At 68.3% G+C, this 18,574-nt stretch carries 13 protein-coding genes; 7 read left to right on the top strand and 6 right to left on the bottom strand.

Going from position 1 to position 18,574, the window contains the following annotated elements; genetic code table 11:
• Nucleotides 1–25: 25 nt before the first annotated feature.
• A complete protein-coding gene (locus tag ACUVWL_RS19680; protein WP_014648589.1) occupies nt 26–1,324 on the bottom strand; it encodes a sensor histidine kinase in 1,299 nt (432 codons plus the stop codon).
• 32 nt (nt 1,325–1,356) lie between these two features.
• Nucleotides 1,357–2,064: a response regulator transcription factor gene (locus tag ACUVWL_RS19675; protein WP_014648590.1), complete on the bottom strand. Its 708-nt coding sequence runs from the start codon at nt 2,062–2,064 to the stop codon at nt 1,357–1,359.
• Nucleotides 2,065–2,170: 106 nt separating this feature from the next.
• Between ACUVWL_RS19675 and ACUVWL_RS19670 the strand changes: the two genes are divergently transcribed.
• Nucleotides 2,171–3,100 (top strand): pepsin/retropepsin-like aspartic protease family protein, encoded by a 930-nt coding sequence (locus tag ACUVWL_RS19670; protein WP_014648591.1) that lies wholly within the window; start codon nt 2,171–2,173, stop codon nt 3,098–3,100.
• Nucleotides 3,101–3,167: 67 nt separating this feature from the next.
• Nucleotides 3,168–4,331, top strand: coding sequence for a serine hydrolase (locus tag ACUVWL_RS19665; protein WP_197604918.1), 1,164 nt, complete (start codon nt 3,168–3,170; stop codon nt 4,329–4,331).
• Nucleotides 4,332–4,419: 88 nt separating this feature from the next.
• Here ACUVWL_RS19665 and ACUVWL_RS19660 read toward each other — a convergent pair whose 3' ends face one another.
• The 3 genes from ACUVWL_RS19660 to ACUVWL_RS19650 form a co-directional block, all read right to left on the bottom strand.
• Entirely contained in the window at nt 4,420–5,031 is a 612-nt protein-coding gene (locus tag ACUVWL_RS19660) for a DUF6445 family protein (protein ID WP_032958237.1), read from the bottom strand.
• A 133-nt stretch (nt 5,032–5,164) separates the two neighbouring features.
• Nucleotides 5,165–6,814, bottom strand: a complete 1,650-nt coding sequence (gene groL, locus ACUVWL_RS19655; RefSeq protein WP_005411226.1) for a chaperonin GroEL — start codon at nt 6,812–6,814, stop codon at nt 5,165–5,167.
• Between the two features lie 81 nt (nt 6,815–6,895).
• Nucleotides 6,896–7,183: a co-chaperone GroES gene (locus tag ACUVWL_RS19650; protein ID WP_005411227.1), complete on the bottom strand. Its 288-nt coding sequence runs from the start codon at nt 7,181–7,183 to the stop codon at nt 6,896–6,898.
• Nucleotides 7,184–7,494: 311 nt separating this feature from the next.
• Here ACUVWL_RS19650 and ACUVWL_RS19645 point away from each other — a divergent pair, with 311 nt between their 5' ends.
• From ACUVWL_RS19645 to ACUVWL_RS19625, 5 genes are all read left to right on the top strand, one after another.
• On the top strand, nt 7,495–9,285 hold the full coding sequence (locus ACUVWL_RS19645) for an endonuclease (RefSeq protein ID WP_169411503.1): 1,791 nt from the start codon (nt 7,495–7,497) through the stop codon (nt 9,283–9,285).
• 68 nt (nt 9,286–9,353) lie between these two features.
• A complete protein-coding gene (gene cutA, locus ACUVWL_RS19640) occupies nt 9,354–9,692 on the top strand; it encodes a divalent-cation tolerance protein CutA (RefSeq protein ID WP_014648595.1) in 339 nt (112 codons plus the stop codon).
• A complete protein-coding gene (locus ACUVWL_RS19635) occupies nt 9,689–12,070 on the top strand; it encodes a protein-disulfide reductase DsbD domain-containing protein (protein WP_445978678.1) in 2,382 nt (793 codons plus the stop codon). Before cutA ends, ACUVWL_RS19635 begins: the two co-directional genes overlap by 4 nt.
• Entirely contained in the window at nt 12,067–12,630 is a 564-nt protein-coding gene (locus ACUVWL_RS19630) for a TlpA family protein disulfide reductase (RefSeq protein WP_134809363.1), read from the top strand. The genes ACUVWL_RS19635 and ACUVWL_RS19630 overlap by 4 nt, the downstream gene beginning before the upstream one ends.
• Before the next feature lie 640 nt (nt 12,631–13,270).
• Nucleotides 13,271–15,793 (top strand): PepSY domain-containing protein, encoded by a 2,523-nt coding sequence (locus ACUVWL_RS19625; RefSeq protein WP_445978677.1) that lies wholly within the window; start codon nt 13,271–13,273, stop codon nt 15,791–15,793.
• Between the two features lie 92 nt (nt 15,794–15,885).
• Here the strand turns inward: ACUVWL_RS19625 and ACUVWL_RS19620 are convergent, their stop codons facing one another.
• Nucleotides 15,886–18,423 carry a methyl-accepting chemotaxis protein gene (locus ACUVWL_RS19620; RefSeq protein WP_445978676.1) on the bottom strand — a complete coding sequence of 846 codons (2,538 nt, stop codon included), beginning with the start codon at nt 18,421–18,423 and terminating at the stop codon, nt 15,886–15,888.
• Nucleotides 18,424–18,574 lie beyond the last annotated feature (151 nt).

Raw genomic sequence — 18,574 nt, 5'->3', positions numbered from 1 at the left:
CGCTACCTGTAAATCACAGCCGATATCAGGGGAGCTTTCCCAGCAGCAGGCGCGCGATCAGCCCGCCGCCCTCGCGGTGCAGCAGCTGCAGTTCGCCTGCGTGACGCCTGGCCACGTTGGCGGCCATGGCCAGTCCCAGCCCGGTCCCACCGGTAGCGCGACTGCGCGAGCTTTCGCTGCGCTGGAACGGTTGCAGCAGGCGGACACGATCAGCTTCGGCGATGCCCGGCCCGCGATCCATCACATCCAGCTGCACCCCATGTCCCCACACGGCGACATGCAGCTCCACGGCGCCCGCGTAACGCTCGGCGTTGTCGATGAGATTGTCGACCGCGCGCCGGAGCAGCAGCGCATCGCCATGCCACGGCAGCGTATCCGGGCACTGAAGCGAAATGTCGACCCCGCGCAGCAGCGCCCCTTGCAGGCATTCCTGCAGCAGGGCAGCCAGATCCAGCGAGCGCATCTGCAAGGGCTGCAGCTCGCCGCGTGCATAGTCCAGCACCTGCTCGATCATCGCGTCCATGCGTTCGATGTCCGCCACCATCCGGGCGGCCTGTGGTGCGGGAGCGAACTCGGCGCGCAGGCGCAGGCCGGTCAGGGGCGTGCGCAGGTCATGCGCCACTGCCGCCAGCATATGGGTCATGTCCTGTGCCTGGACCCGCAGGCGTTCGCGACCGGTGCTGATCGCGGCGGCCAGCATCTGCACTTCGCGTGGGCCATCGTCGGGCAATGGCGACTCGGCCTGCAGGTCGACGCGTGCGCTCGCTTCGGCCAGGCGCCGCAGCGGGCGCCCCAACCGGATCGACGCCCACGCCGCCAACGGCGCCAGCAGGATCGCACCGCCCAACAGGGCGAGCATCACCTGGCGGCGCCAGGCCGCCAGGTCACTATGGTCGCTGCCGACCACCCGCCAGCGGCCGTCGGCCTGGCGCATCCCCAGTTCAAACGGCGGCCACTGCATCGCGGTCAGCAGCGCGGCCTGTGATTTCAGCACGCCAGCACGACCGGAGGCGTCCAGTACCGCGCCACCCTCGATGACCTGCACATCGGGCGCCCTGCCCTGCCCCGTCCATGCCAGGCGTACATCCTCGGCCGGCATGCCCATCTGCGCGGCCGCCAGCTGCGCGAGCCAGTCGCTGGCGCTACCTTGGGGGGGCGCGTCCTGCGTCGCCCTGCGCAATCCCAGTGACGCCGGCGCCTGTTCCCCACGCAGTACCTGCATCGCATGGTCCAGCCGCATCGGTGGCGGCGCGGGCCGGGGCATCCAACCCACCACTGCAACGCTGGCCAGGGTTGCCAGCAGCAGGCTGGCCAGCGCCAGCATCGCGATCCAGCGAGTGGTCGACCACCGGCTGCTCACAGCACCTGTACCTCAGCGTCGAAGCGATACCCTTCCCCGCGCAGTGTCTGCACGAGGGCTTCTGCCCCGGACGCGGCCTGCCCGAGCTTGCGGCGCAGGCGGCTGATCGCGAGGTCAATGGCACGGTCCACGCTGTCACTGGCTTCTCCGCGACTCAACTGCAGCAGCTGCTCACGCCCCAGCACCCGCCCGGGACGTTCGGCCAGCGCCAGCAACAGGGAAAACTCGCCACGACTCAGCACCAGCTCGGCACCGTCCGGTGCGAACAGGCGACGCTGGTCGGGCAGCAATCGCCAGCCATCAAACCGCAGTTCGCTGGCCACCTGCGTGCGCAGCTTGTCCTGACGGCGCAGCAGTGCGCGTACCCGCGCCAGCAGTTCACGCGGATCAAAGGGTTTGGCCAGGTAGTCGTCCGCGCCCATCTCCAGGCCGATCACGCGGTCCGGTGCAGCCCCCATCGCCGACAGCATCAGGATCGGGATCGCCCTCGCCTGCAGCCTGCGGCAGACCGACAGCCCATCCTCACCGGGCATCATCCAGTCGAGGATGATCAGGTCCGGTCGTTCGGCCTGCAGCAGCACGTCCAGTGCCGCCGCATCCGCCGCCAGGCGTACCTGGTAGCCGTGCAGCAGCAGGTGGTCGGCGATGGCGTCGCGGATGCTGGCATCGTCGTCGACGACGATGACACGGATGGGAGTACTCATTCGGACAGTATCCAGCACCTGTGTATCAGGACGGTATCAACGCCGATATTCCGGCGATACGCCGCCGTGCGCCAATGGTCACCCACGATCACTGCGGAGTCTTCCCTTGCGCCTCTTCCTGTTGCCCCTGTTCGCCGCTCCCTTGCCTGCGCTCGCCTCCAACGCCGCCGCGCACATCCTGCCGATGTGGATGCAGGGCGGTCATCCGGCGGTGGCCGTCTCGCTGGACGGGCGCGCCGAACCGCTGCGCTTCGTGGTCGACAGTGCCGCCGGGGCAACGCTGGTCGATGCCCGCGTCGTGCGGCGCTATGGCCTGGAGGATGCGGATGCAGAGGTATCACAGGCGCAAGGGGCGAGTGCAGCTTCGGCGCGGTTGCAGCGCATGCGCAGCACGTCCTGGCAGCTGGGCAGCTGGCAGCTGCAGGCCCAAGCCATGAACGTCGATCTGTCATCGTTGCCGAAGGATGATGATCCAGCCATCGACGGCTTGATCGGCAACGATCTGACCGGGCGCTGGGACACCCGTTGGGACTTCGGCCGCAATCAACTGGCGCTGTGGACACCCGGCGGATTGAACCTGGAAGGACCGGGTTGCCAGCCCAATGCGCTGCCCGGCCGCACTGGCGGCCTGCGCCAGTTCGGCTTCATCACGCTTGCACTGGGCGCGCCTGCGGTGGACGCCATCGCCGTGGTCGACACCGGTGCCGCACAGACCGTCCTCAACGCCGAAGCCGCCCGCGCACTGGGGCTGCGCACCGACGGCAGCGACGCGCGGGTGCGGGTGCGTGAAAAGGGCACCGAAGGCCTGGGCGGCGGCAAGCAGGCAACCTGGCTGTACACCCTGCCCGGCATGACCGGCGGCGGCTGGCAGCACCCGTCGATGGAGATCCGCATCAGCGAACTGCCGGTGTTCAAGGCGATCGGCCTGGAGGGCCGGCCGGCGCTGATCCTCGGTGCCGATGCAATGCGCGGCGGCCAGGTGGACATCGGTGCCGGCGCGGCGCGGATCTGCCTGCGCCGACCGCAGGCCAGCTGACATCTGGCGATGACGCCAGCGGCAGCCCGGCGTAGCATCACCGTGCGCCCCACCAGGAGTTCCACGCATGTGCCGTGCCACCCTGATGTTGCTGACGCTGCTCCCGCTGGCGGTACTGGCCGCGCCGCCACCCGTGCCCTCGCCCACTCGCATCGATGCCGAAGCACGGCGGCTGATGCAGGCGGCCCATGCGCGCGGGATGGCGCTGGCGGTGATCGATGACGGCAAGGTGGTGCATGTGGCCGCCTACGGTGAACGCAACGCCGCAGGCGAGCCGCTGCGCACCGACACCGTGATGTATGCCGCATCGCTCACCAAGATGGCCTTCGGCCACCTGGTCGCACAGCTGGCGCAGGACGGGGTGATCGATCTGGATGCCAGCATCGCCACAGCTCTGGACGTGCCGCTGCCAGACTACCCGCCCGAACCGAAGAAGTACGCCGACTACAGCGTGCTGGCGAGTGATGCACGCTGGCGCCGGCTCACGCCCCGAAAGCTGCTGAATCACGCCAGCGGCTTTGCCAACTTCGGCTTTCTCGAACCGGATGGCCGGTTGAAGTTCCACTTCGAGCCCGGCAGCCGCTACGGCTATTCCGGCGAGGGCCTGATCCTGCTGCAGTTCGTGATCGAACGTGGGCGACTGGGCGAGGATGTGGGTGCGTTGATGCAGCAGCGCGTGTTCGATCGCTTCGGCATGGCGCGCACCAGCATGTCGTGGCGCGCGGATTTCGCCGGCAACCTGGCCGATGGCTGGACCGTCGAAGGCAATACAGAGCCGCACGATCAACGCAGCCGTGTGCGGGCGGCAGGATCGATGGATACCACCATCACCGACATGGCCCACTTCGCCGCCGGTTATGTGCGCGGCGATGGGCTGTCTGCGGCAATGCGCAGGGAACTGGTGCGGCCGCAGCTGCCGATCACCACCGCCAGCCAGTTCCCAACGCTGCAGCCGGAGCTGCCCGTTGCGCAGCAGCACCGGGATCTGGCCGCGGGCCTGGGCGTGGTGACCTTCCGTGGCCCCCAGGGTGCAGGCTTCTACAAGGGCGGCCACGACGATGCGGTCGGCAACACCCTGGTGTGCATCGAGCGGCACAAACGCTGCGTGGTGATCCTGGGCAACGATGTACGGGCCGAGGCCACCTTCCCGGCACTGGTGGCGTTCGTGCTGGGTGATATCGGCGTGCCATGGCAGTGGGAGTACGGCGCGGCGAAGGCCTTCATCGAATGACGGTGCGATGATCCCTGGGCGGGGAGTGCGGATGGGAGCAACCATGCATGGCGTGTGGATCCACCTCACGCGTGGATGCCTGCTCCGCTCAGCGCGCCTGCTCGAAGAACATCAGGTACACCAGCCGGCCATTCTCCGGGCGGTCGCCGAACGCTGGCCCGGCGGTATGCCAGAACCAGGGCCGCAGCAGCACCAGCCGGTTGAAACGCATCGGGATGCGCATGGTCATTTCCCACTGGCTGTCGTCGTTGCTGTCGCGCTCGATGATGTCACGATGCATGTCGCCGCCGTTGGCATAGCCCAATGCGGCCAGCTCCGCTGCATCCAGGGCCATGCGCTCGGTGCCGGTACGGCGGTGGCGGAAGAACTCGGTGCCGCCCTCGCAGTGCTCCGGTGCACTCAGGTAGAGGATGCCCGACCAGTGCGAGTGATCGGCGTGCACCTTGGCGCGGCCGGTGTCACCGGCCAGGGTAAGGCGGAACTTGCCGTGCGACTGCAGTGGGTTGACCGGCCGCAGCGGTTCGTTGACCAGCCGCGAGACCGCGCCGGACAGCCCATCCAGTTCCAGCCGCTGCTGCGAATTGCGGCCGGGGAATGCACCCTCCTGCACCGGATAGGTCAGGCCCAGCGCCGCCTGGCGCAGCCCCTGCGCATCGGCAGGAGAAAGGAAGTCGTCGACGACGATGAAGGAGGTAGGCATGGCCACCGAGCGTAGCGATGCGCTGCTGCGGCGGCAACCGGGCAAGGAAAAACCCCGCCTTGCGGCGGGGTTCTTCCTTGCATCGGGAGGGCGTGCCGACCAGGGTCGGCAACGACCGCCGGGGGACGTGGACTTAGAAGTCCATGCCGCCCATGCCACCCATGCCGCCCATGCCACCGGCGCCACCCATGGCCGGCTCGTCCTTCTTCGGAGCTTCGGCAACCATGGCTTCGGTGGTGATCATCAGGCCAGCGATCGAGGCGGCGTTCTGCAGCGCCGAACGGGTCACCTTGGTCGGGTCCAGGATGCCGAACTGCAGCATGTCGCCGAACTCGCCGGTGGCGGCGTTGTAACCGAAGCTGCCGGTGCCTTCCTTGACCTTGTTGATGATGACCGACGGCTCGTCACCGGCGTTGGCCACGATCTCGCGCAGCGGGGCTTCCATCGCGCGCAGGGCGATCTGGATGCCGTGGTTCTGGTCTTCGTTGGCGCCCTTCAGGCCGGCCAGCGCGGTGATCGCGCGGACCAGGGCAACGCCGCCGCCCGGAACCACGCCTTCTTCAACGGCCGCACGGGTCGCGTGCAGGGCGTCGTCGACGCGATCCTTCTTTTCCTTCATTTCGATTTCGGTCGAGGCGCCGACCTTGATCACGGCAACACCGCCGGCCAGCTTGGCCACGCGTTCCTGCAGCTTCTCGCGGTCGTAATCCGAGGAGGTGTCCTGGATCTGGGTCTTGATCTGCGCCACGCGTGCATCAACGTTGGCCTTGTCGCCGACGCCGTCGATGATGGTGGTGTTCTCCTTGGAGACCTGCACCTTCTTGGCGCGGCCCAGGTCCTTGATGGTGGCCTTCTCCAGCGACAGGCCGACTTCTTCGGAGATCACGGTGCCGCCGGTCAGCACGGCCATGTCTTCCAGCATCGCCTTGCGACGGTCGCCGAAGCCCGGGGCCTTGACGGCCACGACCTTGACGATGCCACGGATGGTGTTGACCACCAGGGTGGCCAGCGCTTCGCCTTCGACTTCCTCGGCCACGATCAGCAGCGGCTTGCCGGCCTTGGCGACACCTTCCAGCACCGGCAGCAGGTCACGGACGTTGGAGATCTTCTTGTCGTGCAGCAGGATGAACGGGTCATCCAGGTCAGCGGTCTGCGACTGCTGGTTGTTGATGAAGTACGGCGACAGGTAGCCGCGGTCGAACTGCATGCCCTTGACCACGTCCAGCTCGTTGTCCAGGCCCGAGCCTTCTTCAACGGTGATGACGCCTTCCTTGCCGACTTCCTTCATCGCGTCAGCGATGATCTGGCCGATCGACTCGTCCGAGTTGGCCGAGATGGTACCGACCTGGGCGATCGCCTTGTCGTCGGCGGTCGGCTTGGAGATGTTCTTCAGCTCGGCGACGGCGGCCGAGACGGCCTTGTCGATACCGCGCTTGAGGTCCATCGGGTTCATGCCGGCGGCAACGGCCTTGGCGCCTTCGCGGATCAGGGCCTGGGCCAGCACGGTGGCGGTGGTGGTGCCGTCGCCGGCATCGTCGTTGGTGCGCGAAGCAACTTCCTTCACCATCTGCGCGCCCATGTTCTCGAACTTGTCAGCCAGTTCGATCTCCTTGGCGACGGAGACGCCGTCCTTGGTGATGGTCGGCGCGCCGAAGCTCTTTTCCAGCACGACGTTGCGGCCCTTCGGGCCCAGGGTGGCCTTGACGGCATTGGCGAGAACGTTGACGCCGCGCACCATGCGCGAACGGGCGTCTTCACCGAAACGAATATCCTTGGCAGCCATTGCATTTACCTCATTGGTAGCGCCGGACGATGCCCGGCGGCTGGGAGTTTGGGATCAGGTTGAAACAGGTCGCGCCGGGGCTCAGCCGATGACGGCGAGCACGTCGTCTTCGCGCAGGACCTTGTATTCGACGCCTTCGCTCTTGTACGAGCTGCCGGCGTACTGGCCGTAGATGACCTTGTCGCCGACCTTCAGCGACGGCGCGCGCACGTTGCCGTTGTCCAGCGGCTTGCCGGGGCCGACGGCCACGACCTCACCCTTGGTGGACTTTTCCTTGGCCGAGTCGGGGATGACGATGCCACCGGCGGAGATTTCGTCGGCTTCGATCGGCTTGACCACAACGCGGTCGTGCAGCGGCTTGATGCTCATAGGAGACCTCTTAAGTGATTGATTGGTCTAAAAAAGTCCGGCGATGTTAGCACTCACCCCAGGCGAGTGCCAGAACCGCACGTGAAGAAACCCGACAACGTCGGGAGCAGGGCAGAGATGGAGCCCCGCCGCCCCCTTTCAAGGGCGGAATGAAAAAATTTTTCCGCCCGCGCGCCTCGGCCAAGGCGTCGGGCTTGGACAATTTCGGTGACAAGCGTCGCACTGTCAGATATCTGACGTTCATTTACGACAAAGTGTCACTGGATCGGCCTTAGGCTCGGTCAGGCATTCCCAATCACAAGGAGTAGTCGATGCGATTGCTGTCCCCGCTTGCCGCCGCCTGCCTGCTGGCACTGGCCGCCGCGCCGGCCCAGGCCGAGGTTTTCATCAACGAACTGCACTACGACGACAGCACCGCCGCCGGTGACGTCGGCGAAGCCATCGAAGTGGTCGCCACCGCCGGCGAGGACCTGTCCGGCTACCGCCTCTACCTCTACAACGGCAGCAATCCTTCGGCGGCCGCGGTCTACGCCAACAACCCGGTCCCGGCCGGCACCGCCGCCGGCTGCGGCAGCGCGACCATCGCCGTGGTCAACTACCCGACCAACGGCATCCAGAACGGCCCCAACGACGGCATCGCCCTGGTCGATGCCAGCGGCAAGGTGGTCCAGTTCCTCAGCTACGAGGGCGCCATCACCGCCTCCGGTGGCCCTGCCGCCGGCATGACCAGCCAGAACATCCCGGTGGCCGAGACCAACAGCACGGCCGCGGGCACCTCGCTGCAGCTGACCGGCAGCGGCAGCCAGTACACCCACTTCACCTGGGCCGAGTCGGCCAGGCAGACCTTCGGCAGCTGCAACAACGGCCAGACCTTCAGTGGCGGCGGCACGCCGGGCCCGAACACACCGCCGTCGGTCTCCACCACCACCCCGGCGCAGGGCAGCAGCACCTTCCCGGCCGCCGCCGACCTGGAAGTGGTGTTCAGCGAGACGGTGAACCTGGCCAGTGGCGCCTTCGCCCTGAGCTGCGGCACCTCCGGCAGCGTGCCGTTGACCTTCCCGGCCAGCGGCCGCAGCGTGAAGCTGTCCACCAACACTGCGCTGGTGGCCGGTGAGGCCTGCCGCTTCGACATCCGCGCCGCGCGCATCACCGACCTGCAGGGCGCGCACCCGGCCGCCGACAGCCGCATCGCCTTCACCGTGGCCAGCACCGGCGGCAATCCGGACCCGGGCAACCCGGGCGTGCCGGCCGGCTACTACTCCAAGGTCAACACCAGCAGCCCCGGCCAGCTGCGCTGCTCGCTGCATGCCACCATCAAGGGCCACACCGCCTACCCTTACAGCGGCTCGGGCACCAGTACCTGGACCATTCTGGAAATCGCCGACGAGGATCCGAACAATTCCGGCAGGATCCTTGATGCATATCGCAACCACAGCTACGCCAAGGTGACCGATCGCGCCGGCAGTGGCAGTGGCCTGAAGTACAACCGCGAGCACACCTGGCCGAACTCGCTGGGCTTTGCCACCACCACCGGTGACAAGGGCCTGCCGTACGCGCCGTATACCGACACCCACATGCTGTACCTGACCGACGCGCAGTGGAACGCCGACCGTGGCAACAAGCCGTTCGGCAAGTGCGACGCCAACTGCGGCGAGCGCGCCACCGAGGCCAACAACGGGCAGGGCGGCGGCAGCGGCGGCTATCCGGGCAACTCCAACTGGGTGCGCACGCCGGACGGCAACACCGGCACCTTCGAGGTGTGGGGCAAGCGCAAGGGCGACATGGCGCGTGCGGTGATGTACATGGCGATCCGTTACGAGGGCGGCAAGGATGCGGCCACCGGCCAGTCCGAGCCGGACCTGGAGCTGACCGACGACCGCAGCAAAATCGTCAAGACCAGCAGTTCGCCGGCCTACATGGGCCTGCTGTCCACGCTGATCGACTGGCACCTGTCCGATCCGCCGGATGATGCCGAGCGTGCGCGCAATGACGTGATCTACAGCTTCCAGGGCAACCGCAACCCGTTCATCGACCACCCCGAGTGGGCAACCCCGGCCCTGTTCACCTCGGCCAAGCCGGCCACCTGCCAGCTGGCCAACTGACCGCGCAACGCAGCGGTCCACTGCCGCCGCCGGGCCCTGACCCGGCGGCGGCCCTATACTCGGCGGTCATGTCGACCGTCGATCCCGTCCTGCTGCTGTTGACCACCTGCCCGGACCGGGCCAGTGCCGAGCGCATCGCGCACGCGCTGGTCGGCGAGCGCCTGGCGGCATGCGTGACCCGCCTCGATGGCGCGCAGTCGACCTACCGCTGGCAGGGCGAGGTGACCACCGACGCCGAACTGCAGCTGCTGGTGAAAACCACCGCGAGCCGCGTCGATGACGCAATTGCCCGGATCGTCGCACTGCATCCGTATGAACTCCCGGAGTGCATCGCGGTCGAAACCCGGGCCGGCCTGCCGGCGTATCTGGACTGGATCCGGGCACAGACCCGGGAGGACACTGATTGAAGACTCTGTTTGCGCGCGGCGCCGCCTTGTGCGCCCTGTTGTGGCTCTCGCTGCCGGCCTTCGCGCTGGATGAGAAGGACCTGCTGCCGGTGGACCAGGCGTTCGCGCTGACCGCCAGTGCCCCCGAACGGGGCCAGGTGCAACTGCAGTTCAAGATCGCACCGGGCTATTACCTATATCGCCACCGCACCAGCGTCAAGGCCGACCCGGCCTTCAATGCCGGCGCGCTGCAGATGCCCAAGGGCGACAAGCACCACGACGATTTCTTCGGCGAAGTCGAGACCTATCGCGAGCGCCTGCAGGCCACCCTGCCCGGCACGCCGTCCGAGGCTGCCGGCACCATCAGCCTGGAAGTGCGTTACCAGGGCTGCGCCGATGCCGGTGTCTGCTACCCGCCGCAGAAGCGCGTGGTGCAGGTCACCCTGCCGGGCGCCGGTGCGGCGGCGGCGGTGCCTGCCGCGCGTGCCGGTGCGGCCAGCCCGTTCAACAACCCGCTGGCCGGTGCCGGCAACAGCGGTGGCCTGCGCCTGCCGGGCGCGGCCAACAACAGCCAGGCCCTGCCGCTGCCGTCGGAACAGGCGTTCGGCTTCGATGCCATCGCCAGTGACGGCAACACCCTGCTGCTGCGCTTCAGCCCAGCGCCCGGCTATTACCTGTATCGCGACCGCACCTCGCTGAAGCTGGAAGGCAGCGCCGGCGTGCTGGCCGGCAAGCCGCGCTGGCCAGCCGCGCAATCGCATCGCGACGAGCACTTCGGCGATGTCTCGGTCTACTTCAACCAGGTGGAAGTGCCGCTGCCGCTGCGCCGCACTGTCACTGATGCCGTCGACAGCACCCTGGTGGTGACCTTCCAGGGCTGCCAGACCGATGGCATCTGCTACCCGCCGATGACCCGCCGGGTGAAGCTGTCGATTCCCGCTGGCAAGCTGTCCGCCAGCATTGACCAGGCGCCAGCGCGCAACGAGGTGATCAGCCCGCTGCCCGCCGCCGGCGTGCCACGTGAATCCGCCAACGGCGCACCGTTGCGCCTGCTGCCGACCGTCCCCAACGACGGCATTGCCACTCCCGCCGCCAGCGGCAGTGAGGGTGCGCGCAATGAGTTCGCCGCCGACGCGCGCGATGGCAACGCACTGCGCACGCGCCCACCGGCGACAACCCCGAACCCGGACCGTTCGTTCGTGTGGGTGCTGCTGCTGGCGCTGGCCGGTGGCCTGGTGCTGAACCTGATGCCCTGCGTGCTGCCGATCCTGTCGCTGAAGGTGCTGAGCCTGGCGCAGAGTGGCGAAAGCCCTGAGCGGGCACGCAGCCATGCCCTCTGGTACACGCTGGGCGTGCTGGTCGCGTTCGCGGTGATCGGCGCGCTGATGGTGGGCCTGCGCGCGATCGGCAACGCCGTCGGCATCGGCTTCCAGCTGCAGCACCCGGGCGTGGTGGCGGCGCTGGCCTACATCATGTTCGCGGTGGGCCTGAGCCTGTCCGGCGTGTTTACCCTCGGCGGTGGCATCGGCAACCTCGGCCAGTCGCTGGCCAGCCGCAGCGGGCCGGCCGGCGATTTCTTCACCGGTGCGCTGGCCTGCCTGGTCGGCAGCGCCTGCGTCGGCCCGTTCATGGGCGGGGCGATCGCCTATGCCTTCATTGCCCCGCCGCTGAAGGCGATGACCGTATTCCTGTTCCTCGGCCTGGGCCTGGCGCTGCCGTTCCTGCTGATCGGCTTCGTGCCGGCGCTGGCACGCCGCCTGCCCAAGCCCGGCCCGTGGATGGAAACGCTCAAGCACGTGCTGGCCTTCCCGATGTATGCCACCGCACTGTGGCTGCTGTGGGTGCTGGGCAAACAGCGCGGCGTGGACGGCATGGCACTGGTGCTGGGTGGCCTGCTGCTGTTCGCCTTCGGCCTGTGGCTGTTCGAGCGCAATCGCTGGACCGGCTCGCGTGCGGTGACCCTGCTCGGCGTGCTGCTGGCGATCGGCGCGCTGGTTCCTGCCTGGGGCGTGACCCAGCTGGCACCACCGGCGCGGACCGCACAGGCCGCCAGCGAGAACGTGGTCGAGTATTCGCCGCAGTTGCTGGACCGCCTGCGTGCGGACAACCGCGTGGTGTTCGTCAACATGACTGCCGACTGGTGCGTGAGCTGCAAGGCCAATGAACGTGCCGTGCTGTCGCGGCCGGAGTTCAAGGAACTGCTCAAGCGCACCAACGCGGTGTACATGCGCGGTGACTACACCAACGTCGACCCGCAGATCACCACGTTCCTTGAAGAGCACAAGGCCGTGGGCGTGCCGCTGTACGTGGTGTACGGCCCGGGTGCGCCGCCGACCGTGCTGCCGACCCTGTTGACCCAGGCGGTGGTCGAGGAAGCGCTGCTGCGCACCGCACGATGAAGTGGCAACGGCCAGCGCTGCTGTGGACAGCGGTGCTGGCCGCCGGCCTCGGCCTGTGGGCCGGGCATCGATTCTCACCCGGCCCGTCTGCACCGGCCGCGCCAACGACGGCTTCCACAGCGACGGCCGTGAAGCCTGCCCTGCAGGTGGGTGATCCCTTGCCGGCGCTGATCCTGCCGGACCTGGCGGAACAACCGCTGGACCTGCGCGCCCGCTTCGCCGGCCGGCCGCTGCTGATCAATGTCTGGGCCAGCTGGTGTGCGCCCTGCGTGGAAGAGATGCCCGAACTGGCCCGCTTCGCCGAAGCCCAGGGCGACAACGGTGTGCAGGTGCTGGGCATTGCGCTGGATGCCCCGGACGACGTGCGCGCTTTCCTGCTGCGGGTGCCGGTGGACTACCCGATCGTGGTCGAGACGCCGGGGCCACGCGATGCCAGCGTGCAGCTGGGCAATACGCAGGGCCTGCTGCCCTACAGCGTGCTGTTCGATGCACAGGGGCGGCGGGTGAAGGCAAAGCTGGGGCCGTTCGCCCACGGCGAGATCGACGGCTGGGTGAAGTGAGGGTGTTTTTGCAGGGCTTGCAGCCCTGCACCCTGCTCAATGCAACGGCAACAGCCAAAGCGGGCTTTCCGTGGGATGGCGGGGCGCTGTGGCCGTGCAGGACACGCCGTAAACCCGTCCGTGGGGGCTCGATGGCGCCATCCATGGCGCCAACGGTCCTGCACAGCCACACCGCCCCACCTTCGACAGATTCCGGCGGCTGTTGGTAGGTGTCGACCTTGGTCGACACATCTGTCAGATATCGATATTCAGAACGGAATCAGACCCCGTGCCGACCAACGGTCGGCACCCCCCAAAGCAGAACGTCGTTCCGACAGATCGCAGGAAACTGTCGAAGGCGGGGTGGGTCCGGTTGAGGGGGTGTCCGCGGCATGGATGCCGCGGCCAAGGCTACAGGGACGTACTTGCGCCGTCCCCCGCAACCGGCCCCGCCCCGCTTCCTCACAGGAAACCCGCTGTTGCTTCGGCTGTTGCTTCTGAGGTTGCCGGCCAGCGGCCGGCACTACCGCGGGTGCCGGGCGCAGCCCGGCCGGCAACCCCTGCTTGACCGCAGCCGGGGCGCCGCGGAGAATTCCGCGACTAATTCTCATTTGCTGTTGCGCAGGATGCGGGCGGCAGCCTCCCGGGCCCCTCTCCTTCGATGTTCAAGAACGTCCTGTTCCAACTGCATTGGCTGCTGGGCATTACCGCCGGTGCCGTCCTGGCCCTGATGGGCCTCAGCGGCGCCATGCTGTCCTTCGAGGACGAGCTGCTGCGCGCGGCCAATCCTGGCTTCGCTGAGATCGCCGAGCACCATGCGGACGGCCAGCATCCCCTTGCACTCAGCGAACTGGTGCCGTTGCTGCAGGCTGGCAGCGAGCGCCCCCTGCAACGCCTGCGCGTGGATGCCACCGGACAGCGGCCGTCGGTCGCGCGCTTTGCCGGCGGCAAGGAACACTGGGTGTACTTCGATCCGTACAGCGGCGAGCGCTTCAGCGCCCTGCGCGGGCAGGCATTCTTCGACGTCGTCGAGGACCTGCATCGCCACCTCGCTGCCGGTGAGCGCGGCAAGTGGATCACCGGCAGCTGTGCAATCGCGCTGCTGTTCTTCACCCTGTCCGGTCTCTACCTGCGCTGGCCACGACGCTGGTGGCACTGGCGCAGCTGGCTGGCGGTGGAGTGGACGCGCAGCGGCCGAGGCTTCCTGTGGAGCCTGCACTCGGTGGTCGGCACCTGGGTGCTGCTGATCTACCTGATGAGTGCGCTGACCGGCCTGTGGTGGTCGTTCGACTGGTACCGCAACGCGGCCAACACGCTGCTCGGTGTGGCGCCGGCGGCAAAGCACACGGTTGCCGCCGACGCGGCACTGGACGTCCATCGCATCGAGGCCACGCTGTACGCGCTACCCGGCGTGCGCACCGGCTTCATCGACCTGCGCCTGCCGGAGAAGCCGGGGCAGGCGCTGAACGTGCGGGTGATGGCCGGTGATCCGTCGCAGCGCGGCGGCCACCACGACCGTGCGCATGACCTGCTGCAGCTCGATCCGGCCAGCGGCGCGGTGCTCGATGCCCGCCCGTACGCACGCCAGGGCGCGGGCGGACAGCTGGCCACCAGCGTGTTCGCGCTGCATTCGGGCAGCTACTTCGGTGTGCCCGGGCGCGTGGTGGTGATGCTCAGCAGCCTGGGCATGAGCCTGTTCTTCATCACCGGCTGGATGCTGTACCTGGACCGCCGCCGCAGCCAACGTGCAGCGCGAGGGCTGCGCCGCGCGCTGCCGGCCACGACCACCGATGGCCGTGGTCCGCCGTGGCTGGTGGTGCATGCCAGCCAGAGCGGACTGGGCGAACAACTGGCGTGGCGTGCGGCCGCGCAGCTGCAGGCGTCCGGTCATGCGGTGCAGGTGCAGTCGCTGGCCCGCGTCGATGCCGCGACGCTGCAGGCCACCTCCCAGGCGCTGCTCGTGCTGAGCACGTTCGGCGACGGCGAGCCACCGGATGCCACGCGCCGCGCGGCGCGGCTGCTGCTCGCACAACGCCTGGACCTGTCGCGCCTGCAGTTCGGCCTGCTCGCGCTGGGCGACCGCCAGTACCCGCATTACTGCGGCTTCGGCCGCCAGTTCGATGGCTGGCTGATCGGCAACGGCGCGCGCCCGCTGTTCGAGCGCATCGATGTCGATGCCGCTTCGGTGCCGGCATTGCGCCAATGGCAGCAGCAGCTGGGTACGCTCACCGGCATCGTCACCGATGACAGCGTGCTGCCTGCGGCTACGCAGATGCATGAGTGGCGCCTGCTCGGCCGCGACCACCTCAACCCGGGCAGCGTCGGCGGAGCCATCTGGCGTATCCGTCTTGCCGCACCGGCCGACGTGCAGTGGCAGGCGGGTGACATCCTGCACATCGCACCCCGCCACAACGCGCGGCATGCCGGTGCCGTGCTGAAGGGACACGGTCTGGATCCGCTGCAGCCCCTGCTGGTCGATGGCCATCCGCGCACGCTGCTGGCGCTGGCCAGTGAACGCGAGCTGCCCGAGGCCGATGCCGCGCTGGCGGTGCAGGATGCCTGCCTGTGGCTGGCCGGGCTGCCGCTGCTGCCCAGCCGCGAGTATTCGATCGCGTCCTGCACGGATGATGGCGTGGTCGAGCTGGTGGTGCGGCTGGTGCATGACGCCTCCGGTCGCGCCGGGTTGGGCTCGGGCTGGCTGTCGTTGCATGCACCGATCGGTGCCGGCATCGTCGCCCGCGTGCATCGCAACCCCGGTTTCCATCGCGTCAGCGGCGCGCCGATGGTGCTGATCGGCAACGGCACCGGCATCGCCGGGCTGCGCAGCCTGTTGCGCGAAGCTGCCCACGCAGGCGAGCGCGGGCACTGGCTGCTGTTCGGTGAACGCCAGCGCGCACACGACTTCCTGTTCGCCGACGAGATCGAAGCCTGGCAGGCCAATGGCCATCTCACGCGGGTGGACCTGGCGTTCTCGCGCGATGGCGAGGGTGGTTACGTGCAGGATCGCCTGCGTGCGGCCGTCGATGCGCTGCGCGACTGGATGCACCGTGGTGCGGTGGTCCATGTCTGTGGGTCGTTGCAGGGCATGGCCGAAGGCGTGGACCAGGTGCTGCGAACCGCGCTGGGTGATGAAGCGGTGGAAACGCTGCTGGAAAACGGGCGCTACCGCCGCGACGTGTATTGATTCCTGCCGCCGAACGCTGGTGTGAGCCGAGCATGGGCTCGGCTCTACAGTGTTCGTGCAGCCGATGTAGCGCCGAGCCCACGCTCGGCTGACTAGGCCGCCGCGCGCGCCTGCGGCATCGACTGCAAGCGGAACGCGCCCACGGCTTCTGCCAAGGCACGCACCTGCGCCTGCATCTGCGCAGTCGAGGCCCCCGCCTCTTCCACCAGGCTGGCGTTGCGCTGGGTGCTGGCTTCCATCTGCACGATGGTCTGGTTCACCTGTGCGATGCCCGCATGCTGGTCCTGCGACGCACTGCGGATACCTGCCAGCAGCTCGGCCAGCTGCTGCACGCTGCCGACGATCTCGCCCATCGTGGTGCCGGCCTGCGCGGCCTGCTGGTTGCCCTGGCCGACACGCGCCACCGAATCCTCGATCAGCCCCTTGATCTGCTTGGCCGCCTCGGCACTGCGCTGCGCCAGCAGGCGCACTTCGGCGGCCACCACGGCGAAGCTGCGGCCCTGCTCGCCGGCACGCGCCGCTTCCACCGCCGCATTGAGGGCAAGGATGTTGGTCTGGAAGGCGATGCCGTCGATCAACTGGGTGATGTCGCCGATCCGTCGCGAGGCTTCGCTGATGCCATGCATGGTCGCGACCACCTGGCCGACCGCCTCGCCACCCCGCTGGGCCACCGCCGCTGCGCCCTGCACCAGGGCATCGGCGCGGCCTGCGGCATCGGCGTTGCGGCCGACGGTATCGGTCAGCTCCTGCATCGACGCCGCGGTCTCTTCCAGGTTGGCGGCCTGCTGCTCGGTGCGCCGCGACAGATCGTGATGGCCGGCGACGATCTCGCCAACGCCGGTATCCAGGCTGGAGGTGGCCTGCTGGATGCGGGTGACGATGCGGCCCAGCTGCGCGACGGTGGCATTGGCATCGTCGCGCATGCGCGCGAACACGCCCTGCAGGTCCCCCTCCATGCGCACGCTGAGGTCGCCGCGGGCCAGCGCAGCCAGCAGTGCCTGCAGGTCACCGAGGTTGGTTTCAAAGGTGGCCAGCAGGCGATTGATGCTGGTCGACAAGGTGCGCACGAAGCCCTGCTTGCCCTCCAGCACGATACGGCCATGCAGGTCGCCGCGTGCTGCAGCATCGACCAGGGCAGCGACCTCGGTTTCCAGCAGCGTCTCCAGCGCACGACTGCGCCATTCCACCGCTACGCCGAGGAACTGCCCTTCGTCGATGATGGGGTTGGCAATCAGCTGGTAGCGCACGCCGGCATGGCCGATCTCGCGCTCCTCGCGCTGGCGCGCGCCGGCCAGGCTGGCCAGCGCCGGATGCAGGCCCACGGCATCGCTGCCCACCAGATCTTCGGCCTCGCGCTCGAGTTGCTGCAGCAGTGCCGGATTGACGTAGGCCACCTGGCCCTCGGCATCGATCACCATCAGCCCGGTCTGCGCACTGTCCAATGCCTGCCGCACACGGGTGTTGCCGCGCGCCACGGCACGCTCGGTCTCGATGCGCGCGCGCAGGCGCTGCTGCATGTCGACCAGGCGCTGCGCCAGCTGGCCGATTTCATCGTTGGCGTTGTAGACGCGCAGGGTGGTGTCGAGTCGGTCGTCGGCGATGTCGCTGGCGAAACGCAGGGTGTCCTGGATCGGCTGGCGCACCGCACGCAGCACCAGCACCAGGCTGGTGATCAACACACCGGCGACCAGCAGCAGGGTCACCGCGAACAGCACGCTCATGGTGCGTGCGCCGGCCTGCTGGCGCGCCTGTGCCTTGGCCAGCGCCGCCACCTGGGCCTGCTGGAAGACGGCCAGCGCCGGCGCCACGCCGGCGGCGGTATCCAGCAGCGATTGCGCCTCTACATCCAGGCCCACGCGGGCGGCGGTATAGCCCAGCAATGCGGCCTGATAGGCCTCCATGCCGTTACGAAGGGCATCCTGCGCATCGGTCGGCAGGCCCACCAGTGCGAGATCGAACGGCAGCTTTTCTTCGCTCGCACGGTCGGCATGGGTGGAGTCGCCATCGAGCAGCAGCAGTGCCTCCTGGCGGCGCATCTTCTGCAGGGACAACGCCAACGAAGGCCGCTGCAACGCATCCACCTGCGCCTGCAGGGCGTCGGCGGCCTGCTGCAATTGCGCGGCGAGGCCGGCATCGCCACGACCCATCTCATCGACGCGTTCGAACAGGGCGGCCACACCCTGCGAGAACGCGCCGGCGGCTTCGGTCAGTGCCTGCAGCGCCTCGCGCCGGCCGGGATCCATCGGCATCGCGCGCAGCGCCTGAAGATCGGCCTGGAGCGCCTTCTGCGTCGCCAGCAGCTGCGCGCGGTCGGCATCGTCGAAAGTACGTGCATACTGGGTCTGCAGACGACGCGCCTCGGCCACCCGCGTGGCCACGCTCGCGGCCAGATCGCTGCCGTGCTGGTAGCTGGCCTGGCTGCGCGCCGCCTGCGTGCTGGCATGGCCGGTCCAGGCGTAGACGGCGGCGATCGCGATCAGGCCCAGCCCACAGACCCACAGGGTCGCCTTGAGCTTGCTGGCCACACTGAGCCGATGCGGCTGCAGCCACAGCAGCAGGCCGGGGGACGCCGAGCGCAGTGCGGCAAGCCGCATGCGCAGGGACCGGAGGTGGGGGACGACGGCCGACATGACAGGCTCCAGGCGGAAGGACGCACCTGTATCGGCGGGAAATGGCGCAACTTTAGGGCGCTCCTGGTTCACTCCCACCGATTGCTGGCGGACGCGGCCTTTGTACCCGGCACAGGCGACGGGGGGATGACACCCGCGCAATGCTTGACCT

The organism is Stenotrophomonas muris (assembly GCF_052751275.1).
This window is presented reverse-complemented; position numbering and strand designations above follow the sequence as displayed.